13 protein-coding genes and 1 tRNA gene are annotated in these 20438 nt (G+C 66.8%); 7 read left to right on the top strand and 7 right to left on the bottom strand.

Going from position 1 to position 20438, the window contains the following annotated elements; all coding sequences use genetic code 11:
• Nucleotides 1-195 precede the first annotated feature (195 nt).
• Nucleotides 196-1101: a UTP--glucose-1-phosphate uridylyltransferase GalU gene (gene galU / locus ACEQX1_RS07840; protein WP_277027176.1), complete on the bottom strand. Its 906-nt coding sequence runs from the start codon at nucleotides 1099-1101 to the stop codon at nucleotides 196-198.
• 240 nt (nucleotides 1102-1341) lie between these two features.
• Between galU and ACEQX1_RS07835 the strand changes: the two genes are divergently transcribed.
• Nucleotides 1342-2571, top strand: coding sequence for a lytic murein transglycosylase (locus tag ACEQX1_RS07835; protein ID WP_370196692.1), 1230 nt, complete (start codon nucleotides 1342-1344; stop codon nucleotides 2569-2571).
• Between the two features lie 35 nt (nucleotides 2572-2606).
• The gene (locus tag ACEQX1_RS07830) at nucleotides 2607-3998 is read left to right on the top strand and encodes an SGNH family hydrolase (protein ID WP_370196691.1); all 1392 of its coding nucleotides are present in this window, start codon (nucleotides 2607-2609) and stop codon (nucleotides 3996-3998) included.
• 536 nt (nucleotides 3999-4534) lie between these two features.
• Here the strand turns inward: ACEQX1_RS07830 and ACEQX1_RS07825 are convergent.
• Together ACEQX1_RS07825 and gltB are read right to left on the bottom strand one after the other, a co-directional pair.
• Nucleotides 4535-5989: a glutamate synthase subunit beta gene (locus ACEQX1_RS07825; protein WP_277026259.1), complete on the bottom strand. Its 1455-nt coding sequence runs from the start codon at nucleotides 5987-5989 to the stop codon at nucleotides 4535-4537.
• A gap of 116 nt (nucleotides 5990-6105) precedes the next feature.
• Complete coding sequence (gene gltB, locus ACEQX1_RS07820) at nucleotides 6106-10839, bottom strand: glutamate synthase large subunit (RefSeq protein ID WP_370196690.1); 4734 nt, start codon at nucleotides 10837-10839, stop codon at nucleotides 6106-6108.
• A 503-nt stretch (nucleotides 10840-11342) separates the two neighbouring features.
• On the opposite strand from gltB, the gene ACEQX1_RS07815 reads away from it, so the two are divergent.
• Both ACEQX1_RS07815 and ACEQX1_RS07810 read left to right on the top strand, forming a co-directional pair.
• Nucleotides 11343-12392, top strand: a complete 1050-nt coding sequence (locus ACEQX1_RS07815) for a low specificity L-threonine aldolase (RefSeq protein WP_187390250.1) — start codon at nucleotides 11343-11345, stop codon at nucleotides 12390-12392.
• 335 nt (nucleotides 12393-12727) lie between these two features.
• On the top strand, nucleotides 12728-12952 hold the full coding sequence (locus tag ACEQX1_RS07810) for an Rmf/CrpP family protein (protein WP_024348933.1): 225 nt from the start codon (nucleotides 12728-12730) through the stop codon (nucleotides 12950-12952).
• Nucleotides 12953-13182: 230 nt separating this feature from the next.
• On the opposite strand, the gene ACEQX1_RS07805 is transcribed toward ACEQX1_RS07810, so the two are convergent.
• Both ACEQX1_RS07805 and ACEQX1_RS07800 read right to left on the bottom strand, forming a co-directional pair.
• Nucleotides 13183-14964 carry an SIR2 family protein gene (locus tag ACEQX1_RS07805; RefSeq protein WP_370195895.1) on the bottom strand — a complete coding sequence of 594 codons (1782 nt, stop codon included), beginning with the start codon at nucleotides 14962-14964 and terminating at the stop codon, nucleotides 13183-13185.
• A gap of 294 nt (nucleotides 14965-15258) precedes the next feature.
• Nucleotides 15259-15726, bottom strand: a complete 468-nt coding sequence (locus tag ACEQX1_RS07800) for an Hsp20 family protein (RefSeq protein WP_370195896.1) — start codon at nucleotides 15724-15726, stop codon at nucleotides 15259-15261.
• A gap of 629 nt (nucleotides 15727-16355) precedes the next feature.
• On the opposite strand from ACEQX1_RS07800, the gene ACEQX1_RS07795 reads away from it, so the two are divergent.
• Nucleotides 16356-17330, top strand: coding sequence for an alpha/beta fold hydrolase (locus ACEQX1_RS07795; RefSeq protein WP_024348935.1), 975 nt, complete (start codon nucleotides 16356-16358; stop codon nucleotides 17328-17330).
• 57 nt (nucleotides 17331-17387) lie between these two features.
• Here the strand turns inward: ACEQX1_RS07795 and hisN are convergent, their stop codons facing one another.
• Together hisN and ACEQX1_RS07785 are read right to left on the bottom strand one after the other, a co-directional pair.
• The gene (hisN, locus tag ACEQX1_RS07790) at nucleotides 17388-18158 is read right to left on the bottom strand and encodes a histidinol-phosphatase (RefSeq protein WP_370195903.1); all 771 of its coding nucleotides are present in this window, start codon (nucleotides 18156-18158) and stop codon (nucleotides 17388-17390) included.
• 329 nt (nucleotides 18159-18487) lie between these two features.
• Nucleotides 18488-19366, bottom strand: a complete 879-nt coding sequence (locus tag ACEQX1_RS07785) for an N-formylglutamate amidohydrolase (protein ID WP_370195904.1) — start codon at nucleotides 19364-19366, stop codon at nucleotides 18488-18490.
• Between the two features lie 177 nt (nucleotides 19367-19543).
• Between ACEQX1_RS07785 and cpdR the strand changes: the two genes are divergently transcribed.
• Nucleotides 19544-19909: a cell cycle two-component system response regulator CpdR gene (cpdR, locus tag ACEQX1_RS07780; protein ID WP_009208652.1), complete on the top strand. Its 366-nt coding sequence runs from the start codon at nucleotides 19544-19546 to the stop codon at nucleotides 19907-19909.
• A 298-nt stretch (nucleotides 19910-20207) separates the two neighbouring features.
• Nucleotides 20208-20282, top strand: a tRNA-Val gene (locus ACEQX1_RS07775).
• The last annotated feature ends 156 nt before the right edge of the window (nucleotides 20283-20438 follow it).

Below are 20438 nucleotides of genomic sequence, written 5' to 3'. Positions count from 1 at the left end.
GCTGTTCGTGCACTGCACCCGCGACCAACAGCTTATGGTTGATCCACTCCTGAAGCGGAGTGGAAGTTTCAAATCGAGCCGCTCGTACGGTTTGGCCGCTAGGCGCTGGACGCACCACCACCCCCCACACAAAAACGCCGGCGGCCGCCCCTCGGGGCAACGCCGCCGGCGCTTTCTACCGTCTTTGCTAAGCCGCTATTCGGCGGCCTTCGCCGCGTCCTTCGGCTTCACCGTGTCCATCAGCCGCTCCATGTTGCCGATCACCTTGTCGCGGATGTCCGGGCGCCACAGGGCGAAGGCGACGTTGGCCTCGATGAAGCCTTCCTTCGAGCCGCAATCGAAGGTGCGACCGTGGAACGGATAGGCGTAGAAATCCTGCTGGTCGGCGAGCTTCAGCATGCCGTCGGTCAGCTGGATCTCGTTGCCGGCGCCCTTCTCCTGGGTCTCCAGGATGTCGAAGATCTGCGGCTGCAGGATGTAGCGGCCGGAGATGTAGTAGTTCGACGGCGCCTCGGCCGGCTTCGGCTTCTCGACCATGCCGTCGAGGCGGAAGCCCGAGCCCACCTCCTCGCCGCGCCCGACGATGCCGTATTTGTCGGTCTCCTGCGGGTCGCACTGCTCGACGGACACGATGTTGCCGCCGGTCTCCTCGTAAAGCCGCACCATCTCGGCAAGGCACCCCTTCTCGGCCTGCATGATCATGTCCGGCAGGAGCAGCGCAAAGGGCTCGTCTCCCACGAGGTCGCGCGCGCACCACACAGCGTGGCCAAGACCGAGCGGCGCCTGCTGGCGGGTGAAGCTGGCCGTGCCGGGAGTGGGCTGCAGCCGGTCCAGAAGGTCGAGTTCGGCCGTCTTGCCGCGCTCCGCCAGCGTGTTCGACAGCTCGACCTGGATGTCGAAATAGTCCTCGATGACGCCCTTGTTGCGTCCCGTGACGAAGATCAGATGCTCGATGCCGGCTTCCCGCGCCTCGTCGACCACATACTGGATCACCGGCCGGTCGACGACCGTCAGCATCTCCTTGGGGATCGCCTTCGTCGCCGGCAGGAACCGCGTGCCCAGACCGGCCACCGGAAACACCGCTTTTCTGACTTTCTTCATCCTTGCACCGTCCTCATCAAACTGGATTTCTGACGCTATCACGCGCGTGCTCACCGTCCTGTGACAGTCGGCACATTGCCGCCATTTCGCCCCGAAATAGCGGCATAAGTCGGTTCGGCCAGATCGCCCGGCCCGGCGTATCGAGATCGGCTGCCCATGCGCCGTCTTGGTGAACGATCGCTTAACGAGATGCTTCTAGTCTGCCGCTTCGCACAGCGACCCTATCTGAGGAGAAGACATATGCAACGAGCGTCCGCAATCCGGCAGAGCTGGCTGGGCTCGGTCATCATGGTCCTGTTGCTGTCGTTCCTTGCGGCAGCGCCGGCCTCGGCCGATGCCGGTTTCCAGCGCTGGATCGCCGATTTCGAGTCCGTCGCCGCTTCCAACGGCGTCAGCCGCAATGTCTACCGGGCCGCCTTCAAGGGCGTCACCTCCCCCGATCCCGACGTCATCGAGAAGGCCCGCTACCAGCCCGAATTCCGCTCCACCGTCTGGGACTATCTCGACAACCGCGTCAATGACGAGCAGGTCGCCAAGGGGCGCCAGATGGCGGCCAAATACAAGGACTGGCTCGACCGGATCGAGAAGCGCTTCGGCGTCGATCGCAACATCCTTCTGGCGATCTGGTCGATGGAGACCAATTACGGCGCCATCCTGGCCCGCGACGACGTCATGAAGAACCTGCCGCGCTCGCTGGCCACCCTCGCCTATCTCGACAAGCGCCGGGCCAAGTTCGCCCGCCAGCAGCTCATCGCGGCGCTGAAGATCGTCCAGGCCGGCCATATCGCGCCGGGCGACCTCACCAGCTCCTGGGCCGGCGCCATGGGCCACACCCAGTTCATCCCGACCAGCTACCTCGCCTATGCGGCGGACATCGACGGCGACGGCCATCCCAACATCTGGGGCTCGATCCCGGACGCGCTGGCCACCGCCGCCAACCTGCTGCGCAAGAACGGCTGGCAGACCGGCAAGACCTGGGGCTACGAGGTCGAGGTGCCGAGCCAGTATCGCGGCAAGCTGGAGCGCGACAATCGCAGCCTGTCGCAGTGGCAGGGCCTCGGCTTCTCGCGGCCCAATGGCAGCGGTTTCGCCTATCCGTCCGACCGCGCCAATCTGGTCCGGCTGGCCGGCGACAGCGGCCCGGCCTTCCTGATGGCCAAGAACTTCTTCGTCCTCAAGAACTACAACAATTCCGACAAATACGCCCTCGCCGTCGGGCTTCTGGCCGACCAGATCGCCGGCTATCACGGCCTGTATCGCGACTGGCCGCGCGGCTACACGCCGCTCTCCACCAACGAGCGTTACGAGCTGCAGAAGCACCTCGCCTCGCGCGGGCTGTATGACGGCAAGATCGATGGTAAGATCGGCGACGGATCGAAATCGGCGATCATGGCGTTGCAGGGTCGGGCCGGTCTCGCCCAGGATGGCAACGCCTCCAAGGCGCTGCTCGACTTCCTGCGGCGCAACTGACGGGCCGCGGCGCAAACGAGAGAACGGAGACCCCGATGACGGGAGCTCGACACGGCAGCAGCCCCGCAAGGGGCTGGCTCGCCAGGATGATGGTCGCCGCTCTGGCGGCCATTGCCGTTTTCGTCACGGCGGTGGTGCCGCAATCGGCGGCCTACGCCCAGCAGCGGCCGCGCACCGTCCTGGAAATGCTGTTCGGCAACCAGACCCGCGCCGTCGAGCCGCAGCGCCGCGTCATCCGCAAGCGCGCCGCCCCGCGCAAGCAGCGCACCCGCCGCTCGCGCTCCTCCTCGTCCTCCAAGCGCACGAGCCCGTCGCGTGCGCCCGCCGCCGCCGCCGCCGCCGCGCCCGACAAGAACGACACCGCCCAGACCGTCCTCGTCGTCGGCGACTTCATGGCCGACAGCCTCGCCAAGGGCCTGTCCGACGTCTATGCCGACAATGCCGACGTCAAGGTGACGGCCCGCGCCAATGGCTCCTCGGGCCTCGTGCGCGAGGATTACTACAACTGGCGGACCAGTCTCGGTCCGATCATGGAGGAGGAGAAGCCGGCCGTCGTCGTCGTGATGATCGGCTCCAACGACCGCCAGCAGATCGACACCGGCAGCGGCAGCGCGTCGCTGCGTTCCGACGCCTGGGTCGCCGAGTACCAGAAGCGGATCGCCGCCATTGCCGGCACCGTCAAGGACAAGGGCGTCCCCCTCGTCTGGGTCGGCGTGCCGTCCTTCAAGTTCGATCGCATGAGCGAGGACATGATCTTCCTCAACGATCTCTACAGCAAGGGCGTGGCCAGCGTCTCCGGCGAGTTCGTCGATGTCTGGGACGGCTTCGTCGACGCCAATGGCGGCTTCGTCTATTCCGGCCCCGGCGTCAGCGGCCAGAAGGTGCAGCTGCGCGGCTCCGACGGCATCACCATGACCGGCGACGGCGCCGACAAGCTGGCCTTCTTCGCCGAGCGCGCGATCACCAAGCGCCTGCGCAACCCGGCGGCGCCCGACACCGCCTTCTCGCTCAGCGAGGAACAGCTGCCCAACATGCAGCTGCCGCCGATCAGCAACGCCGCCAATGCCGTCAACGCCGCGCCCGTCGCCCTCGACGATCCCTCCCTCGACGGCGCCGACCGGCTGCTGGGCGCCGGCGCCGTCCAGGGCTTTTCGCTGGAGCCCTCGCCGCGCGACCGCCTCGTCCTCAACGGCAACAGCACCGGCAACATCGCCGGCCGCGCCGACGACTTCGCCTGGAACGAGAAACGCGCCGCCGTCTCGCCGGGCGGCCCGCCCATCGCCTATCGCGGCTCCCTCGATCTCAACAAGCTGCGCGAAAACGAGGGCATCGAGCCGCCGGAGGAAATGCCCTCCATCCTCGACGCCATCATCGAGGACTGGTCCCGCTCCAACGACGCCGCCAGCGGAACAACGCCGCAGGGATAAGCGATCGCGGCAACCGCCACCAGCGGCCAGCCGAAGCGCGGGCATTCGCCCGCTGGCGATAAGCCGATATCATTCATCAAGGTCGTCATCCTCGGGCTCCGACCCGAGGACCCATGCCGCGCCACCCGCGCCGTCCACTCCGCCAGTGACAAACCACCCGGCGCGCCCCGCGCAACCAACCTTCACCGCCCATACCACCCCAACGGTTTGGCATGGGTCCTCGGGTCAAGCCCGAGGATGACGCGCGGAGGGGGTGTACGCCGACGTGCAGCGTCGCATCGCGAAGGATGAAGCGTGATGTTCACGCGCGTTTCTATGCAGCGATTGCGCAGCACCACGCCGGCGACAAGCCACCGCCGCCCAACAAGGTCGTCATCCTAGGGCTCCGACCCGAGGACCCATGCCTCGCCGCCCGCTCCGCCAACGGAGAACCACCCGCCGCCCATACCACCCCCAACGGTTTGGCATGGGTCCTCGGGTCAAGCCCGAGGATGACGCGCCACGAGGGGCGTGCCGCGACCTGCGAACGCGCCACCCTACCGTGGCAGGGTCGTGGCGCCCATCAGGTCGAGATCGATGGCGCGGGCCGCCTGGCGGCCTTCGCGGATCGCCCAGACCACCAGCGACTGGCCGCGGCGGCTGTCGCCGGCAGCGTAGAGCTTGTCGACCGAGGTCAGGTAGCCGAGATCGTCGGCGGCGATGGAGACATTGCCGCGGCGGTCGGTGTTGGTGCGCAGCGCCTCGCCGACATCACTCATGAAGCCGGTCTCGGACGGGCCGGCGAAGCCGATGGCGATGAAGGCGAGATCGGCCTTGATGACGAATTCCGTGCCGGCGATCGGCTTGCGGGCCTCGTCCACCTGGGCGCATTTCACGCCGGTCAGGACACCGTCCTCGCCGACGAATTCCAGCGTGGCGATCTGGAACTCGCGGATCGCGCCCTCGGCCTGGCTCGACGAGGTGCGCATCTTGGTCGCCCAGTAGGGCCAGACTTCCAGCTTGTTCTCGGTCTTGGGCGGCTGCGGCCGGATGTCGAGCTGGGTCACCTTGACGGCGCCCTGGCGGAAGGCCGTGCCGACGCAGTCCGAGGCGGTGTCGCCGCCGCCGACCACGACGACATGCTTGCCGCCGGCCCAGATCTCCTCGCACGGCCAGCCGACGCTCTCGACCGGCTCGCTGCCGACCCGGCGGTTCTGCTGCACCAGATAGGGCATGGCGTCGTAGACGCCGGACAGGCCGTCATGCGGAATGCCGCTGTCGCGCGGACGCTCGGAGCCGCCGCAGAACAGCACGGCGTCGTAGCTGGCGCGCAGCTCCTCGACGGTCTTGTCGACGCCGACATTGACGCCGCAGAAGAAGGTGACGCCCTCGCCTTCCATCTGCTCGACGCGGCGGTCGATCCAGTGCTTTTCCATCTTGAAGTCGGGAATGCCGTAGCGCAGCAGGCCGCCGGGGCGGGTCTCGCGCTCATAGACATGCACCGCATGGCCGGCACGGCCGAGCTGCTGGGCCGCGGCCATGCCCGCCGGGCCCGAGCCGATCACCGCGACTGTCTTGCCGGTCTGCTGCTTGGCCGGCTGCGGCCGGATCAGCCCCAGCGCATAGGCCTTGTCGGCGATCGCCTGCTCGACGGTCTTGATGGCGACCGGCGTGTCTTCCAGGTTCAGCGTGCAGGCTTCCTCGCAGGGCGCCGGGCAGATGCGGCCGGTGAACTCCGGGAAGTTGTTGGTCGAATGCAGGTTGCGGGCGGCCGTCTCCCAGTCGCCGGAATAGACCAGGTCGTTCCAGTCCGGGATCTGGTTGTGCACCGGGCAGCCCGTCGGCCCGTGGCAATAGGGGATGCCGCAATCCATGCAGCGTGCCGCCTGCTTGCCGACTTCCGCGTCGGACATCGGCAGGGTGAACTCGCGAAAATGGCGGATTCGATCGGATGCCGGCTGATACTTCTGCGTCTGCCGATCGATCTCGAGAAATCCGGTGACCTTACCCATACCCACTCCAACAGTCTCTTGTGCGGGCTTCAGTGCCGCACCCAATGCTCGACGTCCAGCCCAAAGGGCCCACCGGCGCCGCGCGGCACATCAGCCACGCGGCGCATCGCGGTGGATCACTCGGCGGCGACGCCGAGCCGCATGCGCTCCATCTCCTGCAGCGCGCGGCGGTATTCGACCGGCATGACCTTGACGAATTTCGGCCGGTGCTCCTCCCAGTTCTCCAGCATCTCCGCCGCCCGGCGCGAGCCGGTATAGTGGTGATGGTTGGAGATCAGCTGGAACAGCCGCTCGCCGTCGTGGCTGGTCATGTCCGAGGACAGGTCGACCCGGCCCTTGTACTGGAGGTCGCCGCCATGGTGGTGCAGCTTCTCCATGATGTCATCCTCTTCGGGAACCGGCTCCAGGTCGACCATGGCCATGTTGCAGCGCTCGGCGAAGTCGCCGACCGCGTCATAGACATAGGCGACGCCGCCCGACATGCCGGCCGCGAAGTTGCGGCCGGTCTCGCCGAGAATGACGACGACACCGCCGGTCATGTACTCGCAGCCATGGTCGCCGACGCCCTCGACCACCGCCACGGCGCCCGAATTGCGCACGGCGAAGCGCTCGCCGGCGACGCCGCGGAAATAGCACTCGCCCGAGATCGCCCCGTAGAGCACCGTGTTGCCGATGATGATCGACTCCTCCGGCACGATGCGGGTGTCCGCGCGCGGGCGCACCACGATGCGTCCGCCCGACAGGCCCTTGCCCACATAGTCGTTGCCGTCGCCGGTCAGCTCGAAGGTGATGCCGCGGGCGAGGAACGCGCCGAAGCTCTGGCCGGCGGTGCCGGTCAGCTTCACCGTGATGGTGTCGTCGCGCAGGCCCTTCAGCCCGTAGCGCTTGGCCACCTCGCCCGACAGCATCGCGCCGGTCGAGCGGTCGACGTTGGAGATCGGCGTCTCGATGGTCACCGGCTGGCGCGCCGACAGGGCGGGCTCGGCCTCGGCGATCAGCTTGCGGTCGAGAATGTCGACGATCGGGTGCTCCTGCAGCTTCGTCCAGCGCACCGCCTCGGGCGCCGCATCGGGCTTGTAGAACACCTTGGAGAAGTCGAGACCGCGCGCCTTCCAGTGCTCGATCATCGGCTTCTTCTCGAGCAGCTGCGACTGGCCGACCAGTTCGGCCATGGTCCGCACGCCCATCTCGGCCATGATCATCCGCACCTCTTCCGCGACATAGAAGAAGTAGTTGATCACGTGCTCCGGGGCGCCCTTGAAGCGCTTGCGCAGCACCGGGTCCTGGGTGGCGACGCCGACCGGGCAGGTGTTCAGATGGCACTTGCGCATCATGATGCAGCCGGCGGCGATCAGCGGGGCCGTCGAGAAGCCGAACTCGTCGGCGCCCAGCAGCGCCCCGACGATGACGTCGCGGCCGGTCCGCAGGCCGCCGTCGACCTGCAGGCAGACGCGGTCGCGCAGGCCGTTCATCACCAGCGTCTGCTGGGTCTCGGCGAGGCCCATCTCCCACGGGCTTCCGGCATGCTTGATCGAGGTCATCGGCGAGGCGCCGGTGCCGCCGTCATAGCCCGACACGATGATGTGGTCGGCGCGCGCCTTGGCGACACCCGCCGCGACCGTGCCGACGCCGACTTCCGACACCAGCTTGACCGAGATGTCGGCCGCCGGATTGACGTTCTTCAGATCGTAGATGAGCTGCGCCAGATCCTCGATCGAATAGATGTCGTGATGCGGCGGCGGCGAGATCAGGCCGACGCCCGGCGTCGAATGCCGGGTCTTGGCGATGGTCGCGTCGACCTTGTGGCCGGGCAGCTGGCCGCCCTCGCCGGGCTTGGCGCCCTGCGCGACCTTGATCTGCAGCATGTCGGCATTGACGAGATATTCCGTCGTCACGCCGAAGCGGCCCGACGCGATCTGCTTGATCGCCGAACGCTCGGGGTTGGGCGTGCCGTCGCTCAGCGGCAGGAAGCGGTCCGATTCCTCGCCGCCTTCGCCGGTGTTCGACTTGCCGCCGATCTGGTTCATCGCCCGCGCCAGCGTCGTATGCGCCTCGCGGGAGATCGAACCGAAGGACATGGCGCCGGTGCAGAAGCGCTTGACGATGTCCTTGGCCGACTCGACCTCGTCCAGCGGCACCGGCGTGCGGCCGGCTTCCTCGGCCATCTTGATGTGGAACAGGCCGCGAATGGTCGAGCTCTCGACCGCCGCCTCGTTCACCATCTTGGCGTAGTCCTGGTACTTCTCCCAGGAATCGGTGCGCACGGCGTGCTGCAGCGTCGCCACCGCATCCGGCGACCACATGTGGGTCTCGCCGCGCATGCGGTAGACATATTCGCCGCCGATATCCAGCGAGCGCTGCAGGATCGGATCGTCGGAGAAGGCGCGGGCATGGCGCTCGGCCGTCTCGCGGGCGACCTCTTCCAGGCCGACGCCCTCGATGGTCGTCGCCGTACCGGTGAAGTAGCGCTCGACGAATTCCGACTGCAGGCCGACCGCGTCGAAGATCTGCGCGCCGCAATAGGACTGGTAGGTCGAGATGCCCATCTTGGACATGACCTTCAAAAGGCCCTTGCCCACCGACTTGATGTAGCGGGTCACCACCTCGTTGGCGTCGACCTCCGGCGGGAATTCCTTGCGCCGGTGCATGTCGAGCAGCGTGTCGAAGGCCAGATACGGGTTGATCGCCTCGGCGCCATAGCCGGCGAGACAGGCGAAGTGGTGCACCTCGCGCGGCTCGCCCGATTCCACCACCAGGCCGGCGGCGGTGCGCAGGCCCTTGCGGATCAGGTGGTGATGCACGGCCGCGCAGGCCAGCAACGCCGGGATCGGGATACGATCCGGGCCGACCTGCCGATCCGACAGGATGATGATGTTGTAGCCGCCGGCGACCGCCGCCTCGGCGCGCTCGCACAGGCGCTCCACCGCACCCGCCATGCCCGCCGCGCCGGCTTCCGCCGCATAGGTCATGTCGATGGTCTTGGTGTCGAACCGGTCCTCGGTGTGGCCGATGTTGCGGATCTTCTCCAGGTCGCCATTGGTCAGGATCGGCTGGCGCACCTCAAGCCGCTTGCGGCGCGAGGAGCCCTCCAGGTCGAAGATGTTCGGCCGCGGCCCGATGAAGGAGACGAGGCTCATCACCAGTTCCTCGCGGATCGGGTCGATCGGCGGGTTGGTGACCTGGGCGAAGTTCTGCTTGAAATAGGTGTAGAGCAGCTTGGACGACGACGACATCGCCGAGATCGGCGTGTCGGTGCCCATCGAACCGATCGCTTCCTGGCCGGTGGTGGCCATCGGCGCCATCAGCGTGCGGGTGTCCTCCAGCGTGTAGCCGAAGGCCTGCTCGCGATCGAGCAGCGAGACGTCCGAGCGCGAGGCGCGCGGCGCCACCGGCTTCAGGTTCTCCAGGATGATCTGGGTGTTCTTCAGCCACTCGCCATAGGGGTTGGCCGACGCCGTCTCGCGCTTGATGTCCTCGTCGGAGACGATGCCGCCCTTTTCCAGGTCGATCAGCAGCATGCGGCCGGGCTGCAGCCGCCACTTCTTGACGATGCGTGCCTCGTCCACCGGCAGCGTGCCGGCTTCCGACGCCAGGATCACCAGATCGTCGTCGGTGACGATGTAGCGTGCCGGGCGCAGGCCGTTGCGGTCCAGCGTCGCGCCGATCTGGCGGCCGTCGGTGAAGGCGACGGCGGCGGGGCCGTCCCACGGCTCCATCAGCGCGGCGTGATACTCGTAGAACGCCTGGGTGTCCTTCGGCATCTGCTTGTTGCCGGCCCAGGCTTCCGGGATCAGCATCATCATGGCGTGGGACAGCGGATAGCCGCCCTCGGTCAGGAATTCGAGCGCGTTGTCGAAGCAGGCCGTGTCGGACTGGCCCTCGTAGGAGATCGGCCACAGCTTGGAGATGTCGTTGCCGAACAGCTCCGAATCGACCGAGGCCTGGCGCGCCGCCATCCAGTTGACGTTGCCGCGCAGCGTGTTGATCTCGCCGTTATGGGCGACCATCCGGTAGGGATGGGCGAGCTTCCACGACGGGAAGGTGTTGGTCGAGAAGCGCTGATGCACCAGCGCCAGCGCGCTCTCGAAGCGCGGATCGGTCAGGTCGGCGTAATAGGCGCCGAGCTGGTAGGCCAGGAACATGCCCTTGTAGACGATGGTGCGGGCCGACAGCGACACGACATAGAAGCCGATGTCGCGGCCTTCCGTCTCCACATGGACGCGGTTCGACACGACCTTGCGCAGGATGAACAGCCGCCGCTCGAACTCGTCGTCGCTGGTCAGCGTCGGCGCCCGGCCGATGAAGACCTGACGGTGCACCGGCTCGGTCGCCAGGATCTCCGGCGCCTTCGACAGCTGGGAATTGTCCACCGGCACGTCGCGCCAGCCGAGGATCGTCTGGCCTTCCTCGCGCACGACCTCCTCGAAGACCGCCTCGATATGGCGGCGCTTCTCGGCGTCCTGCGGCATGAAGACGTGGCCAACGCCGTACTGGCCGGCGGCCGGCAGCTCGATGCCCTGGCCGGCCATCTCCTCGCGGTACAGCCGGTCCGGGATCTGCACCAGCATGCCGGCGCCGTCGCCCATCAGCGGATCGGCGCCCACGGCGCCGCGATGGGTCAGGTTTTCGAGGATCTGCAGGCCCTTCTCGACGATCGAGTGGGACTTCTGGTTCTTCATATGCGCGATGAAGCCGACGCCGCAGGCATCGTGCTCGTTGCGCGGATCGTAGAGGCCGATCTTCTCCGGCATGGTGCGCGGCTTGATCGCGGCACCGATGGTCGCGGCGGCGGTGTCGTTCGAGAGGGTCGTCTCGAAGGTCCCGGCGTTGGATGGCGTCAGCTTCGTCATCGCGTCGTCTCCCGTCGTCGCGCCGCCGTTTCCGGCCGCGCATCTTGTCGCGCCGTTTCAGGCGCAACCTTGGCTCCGGTCCCGCGCCGTCCGCCTGTTTCGGGAGAAGCTCCCTCAGGCGTCCGGGCCGAACCCGAGCGACAATGTCTCGTTTCCGCCGGCTTTTCGCATGACCGCTGGCGTCAGGATAGAACCCGGGCGCGTCTTTTCCGCGCGCCATCGTGCCAGATCGCGCTTTTTCACCAGCCGATTTATGGCAGCATCACTGTCCTATCGGCCGTAATATGACAGAAGCGGTGCCACGCCACAAGGCCACCCCCGGCGGCGCCCTCCTCGCGGACCCGTGCGGATTCGCCATGCGCCGGCCCGCGCGCCGGGCCTCCAACGCCCCGCCTCGCCCGCGAAGATCGCGCCCGGCAACCGCCGCCGCATGCCCGCAGCGCATGGGAGATCCGCGCCGCGTCCCGCTTGCCCTTGGCCGCGGCGCATTATAACTGCCCGCCATGATCTTTGCTTCCGATAACTGGTCCGGCGCCCATCCGGCGATCAATGCAGCCCTCACCGCCCACGGCGCCGGCATGGCCGCCGCCTATGGCGCGAGCGATCTCGACAAGCGCGTCGAGCGCCGCTTCGACGAATTGTTCGAGCGCGAGGTCGCGGTGTTCTTCGTGGGCACCGGCACCGCCGCCAACTCCCTCGCCTTCGCCGCGGTCAACCGGCCAGGCGGCGTCGTCCTGTGCCACCGCGAGGCCCACGTCATCGAGGACGAGTGCGGCGCGCCGGAATTCTTCACCCATGGCGCCCGCATGGCGCCGATCGACGGCCCCGACGGCAAGATCGACCCGGACAATCTCAAGCGCGAGATTTCCCGCTTCAAGCCGGACTTCGTCCATGCCGGCCAGCCCATGGCCGTGACCATCAGCCAGCCCGGCGAGGCCGGCACGCTGTACAGCGGCGACGAGATCGAGACGATCGCGAAGATCGCCCATGACCGCAATCTCGCCCTCCACATGGACGGCGCGCGCTTTGCCAATGGTCTCGCCGCCACCGGCATGACCCCGGCCGAGATGACCTGGAAGCGCGGCGTCGATATCCTGTCCTTCGGCGCCACCAAGAACGGCTGCTGGTGCGCCGAGGCCGTGGTCTTCTTCGACCCCGCCAAGGCCAGCCAGTTCCCCTATATCCGCAAGCGCGGCGCACAGCTCTTCTCCAAGACCCGCTTCGTGGCGGCCCAGTTCATGGCCTATCTGGAGAACGATCTCTGGCTCGAGCTCGGCAGCCATGCCAACCGCATGGCCGACCGCCTGCGCGCCGGCCTCGACGCCAGCAACCAGGCCCGTCAGGCCTGGCCGACCCACACCAATGAGAGCTTCGCCATCCTCAAGGCCGACCGGGCCGAGGCGCTGCGGGCCCGCGGCGCGGTCTTCTACGACTGGAACCCGCCGCACGGCTTCCACGACATCGTCGGCGACGACGAGCATCTGGTGCGCCTCGTCACCAGCTGGTCGACGACCCCCGACGAGGTCGACCGCTTCTGCGAACTCCTGGCCTGATCCAACCACGATCGGTCGCCCCGATGCGGCCGATCGGTCGCCCGAGCGGCTGCCGATCGGCCCCGGCCAGCCCCATATCTGCCCTTCCAACAGCCGCAAATCGGCCCCAGACAGGTCTCAGGCCGGTCTTCAACGCCCCCCCGGACTGCCCCCTGACCAGCCTTCGACAGGTCCGTGACTAGCCTTCGACAGGTCCCTGACCGGCCTTCGCCGGCCCTCCGACCGGCCAGGGCACGCCCGCCCCGGACCGATCGGGCCGATGGACGGATTTCTTCGGAACGGTTGACCGCGCACGGGATTTCCGTAGCGTAGGTTCACAGCCAGAGGAGAACGTCATGTCCACAGACGCGTTTCATCAGGGCGAACTCGCTTTCCGCAACAATTTCCCGATGTCGTCCTGCGAATATCCGGCCGGCTCATCCCTGCGCGCCGCGTGGATGGAGGGCTGGACCACGGCCCGCAACGCGGCGCCGACGGGCACCGGCCAGCATGCCGGCATGATGAAGGACGCCCGCACCGCCACCAATCTCGGCCGCCACGACGCCCCCCACGAATCCTGACGCGGTGGGGCAGAAACTAACGAACGAGGCGCGACGGTCTTAGGCCGTCGCGTTTCTTGTGCGTGGGAGAAAGGCAAATGGGCGGTAGCTTTCGCCCCCAGTTGGCCGTGCGGAGCGCCTTCGTCGCGCGCCGAAACCTGCCATACGATCAACTGCGCCAGAACATACCTTCTTCTGAGCTGCAACTCGCTGAGGTACCGCAACGTGTCCGAGCGCTTCAGGGACCATTGTCACCACCGCATCCGCCTGGCCACGCGCCAGAAGTTCTGAATGAAGAGATCCATAAACTCTGGATCACCTTTGGCGAATCCCGCCTGTACTAGAAGGTTCCTCGTCGGCTCCGCCTGGATTTCCGAGATGAGGCGGTCGGCGTTCGCCACGTGCCACCCAACGCGCCCGACCGGCATCCATGCCCAGCCATTGCGGGGCTCGCCCGCAAGTTCCTGCTGAACGGCCGCCTTGTCATTTCGCTCAAGGTGCGCCAGAGAGCCAAGCAGTTCGAACCGCTCAAGGATAAGCTCGAAATCTGGCGCCAGCCCGATGAAGCTCCTGCCCCACTCGGAGAAGATCGTGAGCAGGTGATCGCTGAGCGGTGTCTCGCGCTGGTCCAGTCCCTCGATCTGCTTCCACGCGTTATTCTCGGTGCCTTTCCAAGCCCAGAGGAACAGCGCTTCGATAGCCCTTACCGGCTCTCTGTGCTCGCGATGAATGACGGAATCGAAGAGGAGATGCAGCGCGCTCCATCGTCCGGCGCGCGTCAAGCCGAGCCCGTAAGCGGTGAAGACGAGAACGGCTGGATAGGACCGGAGGTTCAGGAAGACCGTGAGACCGCCGCCGACCTTCTCTGCGTGGGCATAGAGGCTGCGTACGACGTCCAGCACGAGCGGCAATTCGGTGTCGTCGCCCCATCTGCCGAGCACGCCCGCCATGCTCGCAAGTCCCTCGCTAGCGGCTTCATACTTGCAGACGCGCGCTCGGAAAAGGGACTGATCCCACTGGCCGGGTAGCGCGAACTCCGCCGTGTCGAGCTGCGCGATAAGCCGGTTGGTCTCTGCGGTGAACAGTTCGTCGAGCTGAATGCGGTACTCCGGCTTTGCGAGAAAGCGTTTTGCGCTGTTCACCAGCAATTCAATGCTGAGCGGGTTCTGCCGCTGGCTCTGCTCAAGAGTCTCGACGCGCTGGCGCAGCGAGGAAAAGAAGCCGTCTGCATCGGCGATGGGGATAACGCGGGCCCGACGATGATCGACTAGCTCCTGCGCACCACCGCCGAGATTGCCGCGCGCGGCCCAGAACAAGGAATAGCGGCGGTTCGGCGCGCGAAGCAATGCCGCTCGCAGCGCATGGTCCCAGTCACCCGACCAGCCGCAGACTATCAGCCCGTGCTCATCCAGAATGCGGTCAAGCAGCCCGTCATACGGCGCTGGGTAGCCACTCAGCTCCTCCTCCGTGTTGAGAATGCGCACGTCTTTATAGTCGCCATGCAGCTTCAGGAGGTAGCAGGCGCTATGTGTAATCGGTTCCGCCCCGGCGAGCGCATCTACGGAAGCCACGACCGTCGGCTCGATGCCGCGCTCGCGTAGCGCGTTTTCCATGAGCCGGTCGAAGTTGGTGGTGACGATCACGCGGATGTACCCGCCGCGCACAAGATCTGCGATCGCGTTGTGGGCGGCAGTCGGGACTTTCCGCCCCTCTTCGCGGTCTTCTTCAGTCGGTTCGATGTAGCCGTGCAGGATCGAGCGGCGTTCTTCCGGCGAGGAGGCCAGTTCCTCAAGGAGGGTCGAGTACTTCGGCTCCTCGCCCGTCCTATCGCGATACCATGCGGCCCAATCGGGCTGATCTTCGACTCCCTGTGCGAGAGCCACGCGACGGATAAGATCGAGGGTGATCTCCCAACCGGTCGGGATCTCCGCTGCACGCGAGAGACCGGAGCCAAGCAGAACAGCGAAGACGCCCTTATTCTCGTGGATGGAGAATGCGAGCTGAGTTAAAGGGTCGTGTGTGAGAAGAGGCAATCTGAATCCCTCCTGGTTTCCGGGTTGAACACTGCCAACTGACGCACCGCTCCGATCCCAATTGATACGCCCTCATCTCGAACGGCAACTAGGGTTCTTAAGCAAAGAAGCGGGTGCTTTGCAGCAATGCATCCATCGACCAAATGACAGCTTTACGTCTCTTGCGTCCAGAAGCTGTCATTCTGCTTCCCGCCCATCGCAGCCGCTCGACTGCGTCGGCGACTTTATATTCCCCCCCAAACAAAAACGGCGCCGTTTCCGGCGCCGCTCTCTTCCCGTCCCGAGCTTTATCGATCAGGCGGCGTTCGCCTCGATCTGCTTCTCGTTGACATTGTCGGCCGTGGTGATGGCGATCCGGCGCGGCTTCATCGCCTCCGGGATCACCCGCACGAGGTCGATATGCAGCAGGCCGTTCTTCAGGGCGGCGCCCTTCACCTCGACATATTCGGCCAGCTGGAAGCGGCGCTCGAAGGCGCGGCCGGCAATGCCGCGATAGAGCGTCTCGTACTGGTCGCTCTCCTTGCTCTCGGCCTTCTCGCCCTTGACCGTCAGCACGTTCTCGCGCGCCTCGATCGACAGTTCCTCGTCACCGAAGCCGGCGACGGCGAGCGTCACGCGATAGGCGTTCTCGCCGGTGCGCTCGATGTTGTAGGGCGGATAGGTCTGGCCGTTGTCGGCGAGCGTCTGGCTGTCGAGCAGCGAGAACAGCCGGTCGAAACCGACGGTGGAACGATAGAGGGGGGCAAAATCGACATGACGCATGATGTTCTCCATTCAGAAGCAACGAGGTTTGCGTGAAGTCGCCCGGCACGCATCCCGAATTGGCGATGCAGCCCGGCGTGCGGCCCCGTCTCGGCGACCGCATGACAAAAATAATGCCGCGATTTTTGCCGTTCAAGAGCGCCCGCAAGCCGCCCGTGCAGATTTTTCTCCGTCCGCCCTCCCCGCGCGCGCGTCGCAGGCGTGCCGTCCCGACAGGCTGCCCAACGCTCTGATCATGCATGATTTTCCGGCGGGCCTGCCTGAACCGCAGATGAATGCCGCCTTCCGCGACCGTTCATCTGCCCTGGTGCAATGTGGCGTCAGATTTCAGCCGCCCACCACACACCGGGCGGCCCGCCAAACGGTCGCAGCGTCCCGTCCCTTCCGCTGTGGCCGCTCCGGCCGGAAGCCTGTCAAAGGGCTTCCGGTCGATCCCCTTCCCACCCCAATTCCTGACCCGCCGCCAGCTTCGTGCCCCGGCTTTCGGCGTCTGACGCCGCCGCCACCCCCGGCCGGCCGCCGGCGCGGAAGGCTTTGACCCGCCCGGCCCCGGCCACTAAAAGCGCGCAACGGCCATGGCCGCCGAATTCCCCAGCAGAACGGCCGGTCCCGGGCGAAGCGGATACGACATGAACGAAGCTTTCAATCCGGACGAACTCGTCGTCACCGAGGCCAATCCCGCGCCCGCCGGCATCACCGCCTCGACTTTCCGCGCCCCCGACGGCAAGCGCCTGCGCTATGCGGTCTCGCCCTCGGCGCTGGAGCGCACCCGCGGCACCGTCATCCTGCTGCAGGGCCGCAACGAGAATATCGAGAAATATTTCGAGACCATCGGCGAGCTCAATCGCCGCGGCTACATGGTCGCCACCTTCGACTGGCGCGGCCAGGGCGGCTCGGAACGCATGCTGCGCGATCGCCGTCGCGGCTATGTCCGCCGCTTCGGCGCCTATGTGAACGATCTGGAAGCCTTCATTCAGGACGTCGCTCTGCCCGATTGCCGCGGCCCCTTCGTCATCCTCGCCCATTCCATGGGCGGGCTCGTCGCGCTCACCGCGGCGCCGCGCCTCGTCAACAGCATCGAGCGCATGGTGCTCAGCGCGCCGCTCGTCGCCTTCCCGGCGAACCGCGCCATCGGCACAAGGGGCCTGCATCGTCTGGCCCGGCTCGGTCGTTGGCTCGGCCTCGGCCGCCTGCCGGTCGCCCCGTCGCTGCTTCCCGGCCGGCGCATCCGCGCTGCCAGCCCCGCCCTCAGCAGCGATCCCAAGCGCCTTGCCCGCAACGCCGCGCTCGCCGAGGCGGCGCCGTGGCTGTTTTTGGGCAAGCCGACCGTGTCCTGGCTGGCGGCGGTCACCGGCGCCATGCGCCGGCTGGAGGATTCCGACAATATCGCCCGGCTGGGCGTGCCCACCCTCATCGTCACCGCCGGCCAGGACGCCGTCGTCGACAGCCGCGCCGCCGAGCGGCTGGCCTGGCGCATGCGCTCGGGCTCCAGCCTGACCATCCCCTTCGCCCGGCACGAATTGCTGCAGGAGGCCGACCGCTTCCGCGCACCCTTCATGGAGGCGTTCGAATCCTTCACCGCCGGCGCCCTACCCCTCGACTGAGCCGGACCACGACGCCTTACGGCGCAAATCCCGGCTCGCGTCGGGATGGCCCATCCGTCAGCGGTTGAGCATCGCCAGGGCCGCCGCGTGCAGGTCAGGCGTTCCCGCCGCCACGATGTCGCCGCCCGATTCCGGCCGCCCGCCGTCGAGCCGCGTGATGATGCCGCCGGCCTGCTCGATGATCGGCACCAGCGCGACGATGTCGTAGGGCTTCAGCCCGGTCTCCACCACCAGATCCACCTGCCCCGCCGCCAGCATGCAGAAGGCGTAGCAATCGGTGCCGAAGCGCGTCAGCCGCGCCTTGGCCTCCAGCGCCTCGAAGGGCGGCGTGCCCTTCGGCTCGAACAGCCGCGGCGAGGTGGTGAACAGCGTCGCCTCCTCCAGCCGGCGCACGTCGCGCACGGCGAGCCGCGTGCGCGTTCCGCGATGCAGGCCCCACGAAGCCTCGCCGTCGGCAACGAAGCGCTCGCCGGTGAAGGGCTGCGACATGATGCCGACCCGCGCCCGGCCCGATTCGCAATAGCCGATCAGCGTGCCCCACACCGGCACGCCGGAGATGAAGGCGCGGGTGCCGTCGATCGGATCGATCACCCACAGCCGGTCGCTGGTGCCGCTGGCGCCGAATTCCTCGCCGAGCACCGCATGGTCCGGATAGCGCGCCGCGATTGCCGAAAGGATCGCCCGTTCGGCCGCCCGGTCGGCTTCGGTCACCGGGTCGAAATCCGCCGCGCGCTTGTTGTCCACGGCCGTGCCGGCGCGAAACCGCGGCAGCGTCTCGGCATCCGCCGCATCGGCAAGTTCGAAAAGGAAGGAGACGTCGGGAAAAATCATGCGCGCGAAGAATCCACTGAGATCACGAGGATTCCGATCCTAGCGGATCGTCCCGGGCCGGGCGACCGGTGAATGCGTGCCACCCGGCGTTTCCCCCGCACCTCCGAGCGTCGGCCGGCGCCGCACATGCCTCAATATGTGGCGGAAAACCTTTCTGCACGATTTCCATGCAGATTCCGCTTGCGTCCTGTCGCAGTGCAGCATATCTTGATCTTGCGGTGCTGATGTACCGCGGCCCTTACGGGCGTTTCCTCCCTAGACTCAGACCGCGCTGCCCTCCCGCAGTGCGGTTTTTTTTCGCGTTGAAGACCGGATGTCCGGCAGGCCTATTCCGCCGCCGCCGGGAGCCCGTAATCGGCGTCCACATCCTCCGCGAATCCCGCGACGAAGGCCGCCAGCCGCTCCGCCAGCACCTCGAAGCCGGCATGCGGGCGATAGATCCGCTCGTCGGCATAGAGCCCGCGATTGATCTCGATCTGGATCGCGTGCTGGCCGATCGCCGGCCGGCCGTAGCGCTCGGTGATGTAGCCGCCGGCATAGGGCTTGTTGCGCGCCACGTCGTAGCCCAGCCGCGTCAGCCGGCCGGTGGCGATGGCCACGAGCCGGGCGCCGGCGCTGGTGCCGTAGCGGTCGCCGAGCACCATGTCCGGCCGCCGCCCACCCGGCAGCGCCCGCACGCTCGACGGCATCGAATGGCAATCCACCAGGATCGCCATGCCGAATCGCTCCTTCGTCCGCCGCAGCCGCTCCTCGACAGCCGCGTGGAACGGCTTGTAGATCGTCTCGATCCGGCCGATCGCCTCGGCGAGCGAAAGCCGCTTGCGGTAGATCTCCTCGTTTTCCGCCACGATCCGCGGGATCGTGCCGAGCCCGCCCGTCACCCGCACCGAGCCGACATTGACGTAGTCGGGCAGCGGCTCGCAGAACATCTGCGGGTCGAGCTCGTAGGGCTCGCGATTGACGTCGAGAAACGCCCGCGGGAACCGCGCCCGGATCAGCGGCGCGCCGAGCCTGGGCACGCACTCGAACAGCTGGTCGACGAACAGATCCTCCGACCGGCGGATCGAATCGCCCGGCAGCCGCGTCGCCGCCAGGAAATCAGCGGGATAGTCGCGACCGCTGTGGGGAGAGCAGAAGACGAAGGGGATGGTCGGCTCGGCCGGTTCGACGACTTCGAAGGCGGGAACCGCCCCGCCGGCCGTCATGATCATGGGTATGTTCGCCAAACTGTCCCCTTCCGGTTGGATGGCGCACCGAAAAATCCGCCGTCCACCGCCGGATCCTGATTCCTTTTAGAAAAAGTTCCGGCATTCTGCTATGGAATTGCGACCTCAATGAACAGCCGCCGGCATCGTTGCGCCCGGCGTATCCGGATAACGTGAATGTCAAAGATTCTACTCGCCGAAGACGACAACGATATGCGCCGTTTCCTCGCCAAGGCGCTGGAGCGGGCCGGCTACGAAGTCGTGAGCTACGACAATGGCGGCAGCGCCTATGAGCGGCTGCGCGAAGAGCCGTTCTCGCTGCTTCTGACCGACATCGTCATGCCGGAGATGGACGGCATCGAGCTGGCGCGCCGCGCCACCGAGCTCGATCCCGACCTCAAGGTGATGTTCATCACCGGCTTTGCCGCCGTCGCGCTCAATCCCGATTCCAAGGCTCCCAAGGACGCCAAGATCCTGTCGAAGCCCTTCCACCTGCGCGAGCTGGTCGACGAGGTCGCCCGCATGCTCGAGGACGCCGCCTGACCGACTGAACCTCGCTCGGCTTGCACGGACGCGCAATCGCGTCTCTCGACGCCCCCGGTCCTGCGCAGATGCAGGCCGGGCGCCAGCGCGCCGATCCCCTACCGCGCGGGATCACCGCCCGGCGCGGCTCGCGCGCCTGGCGCAAGCTGTCCGCCGGACGCGGCCTTGCCGGCGCCGATCCGCCTACCGCGCAGCGGCTCCGGCGACCGCCGGACCGGCCATCGAATTCTCCGCGAAAATGGCCGCAAGACCCTATTGACGACCGCTTTGGTCTGTGGTCAAAGCCGCCTCGTCGGATGGGCGTGTAGCTCAGCGGGAGAGCACTTCGTTGACATCGAAGGGGTCACAGGTTCAATCCCTGTCACGCCCACCATCCGAACCTTCCCGGAAAAAACGCCTGCCCCGTCGCTAGGATCGAACGTCATGTTCGATGCGCGACACAGCCGCAGCGTCTCTGCGCCCACAGGCCGTTTCTCCACCTGACGCCTTTCACCGCACCGCCATGCCAAGCGTCCTGCGCAAGTCAGCG

It is taken from the genome of Aurantimonas sp. (assembly GCF_964217435.1).
Classification (GTDB): domain Bacteria; phylum Pseudomonadota; class Alphaproteobacteria; order Rhizobiales; family Rhizobiaceae; genus Aurantimonas; species Aurantimonas coralicida.
The sequence above is the reverse complement of the archived record's forward strand: the minus strand, read 5'-3'. Positions and strand labels throughout refer to the sequence as shown.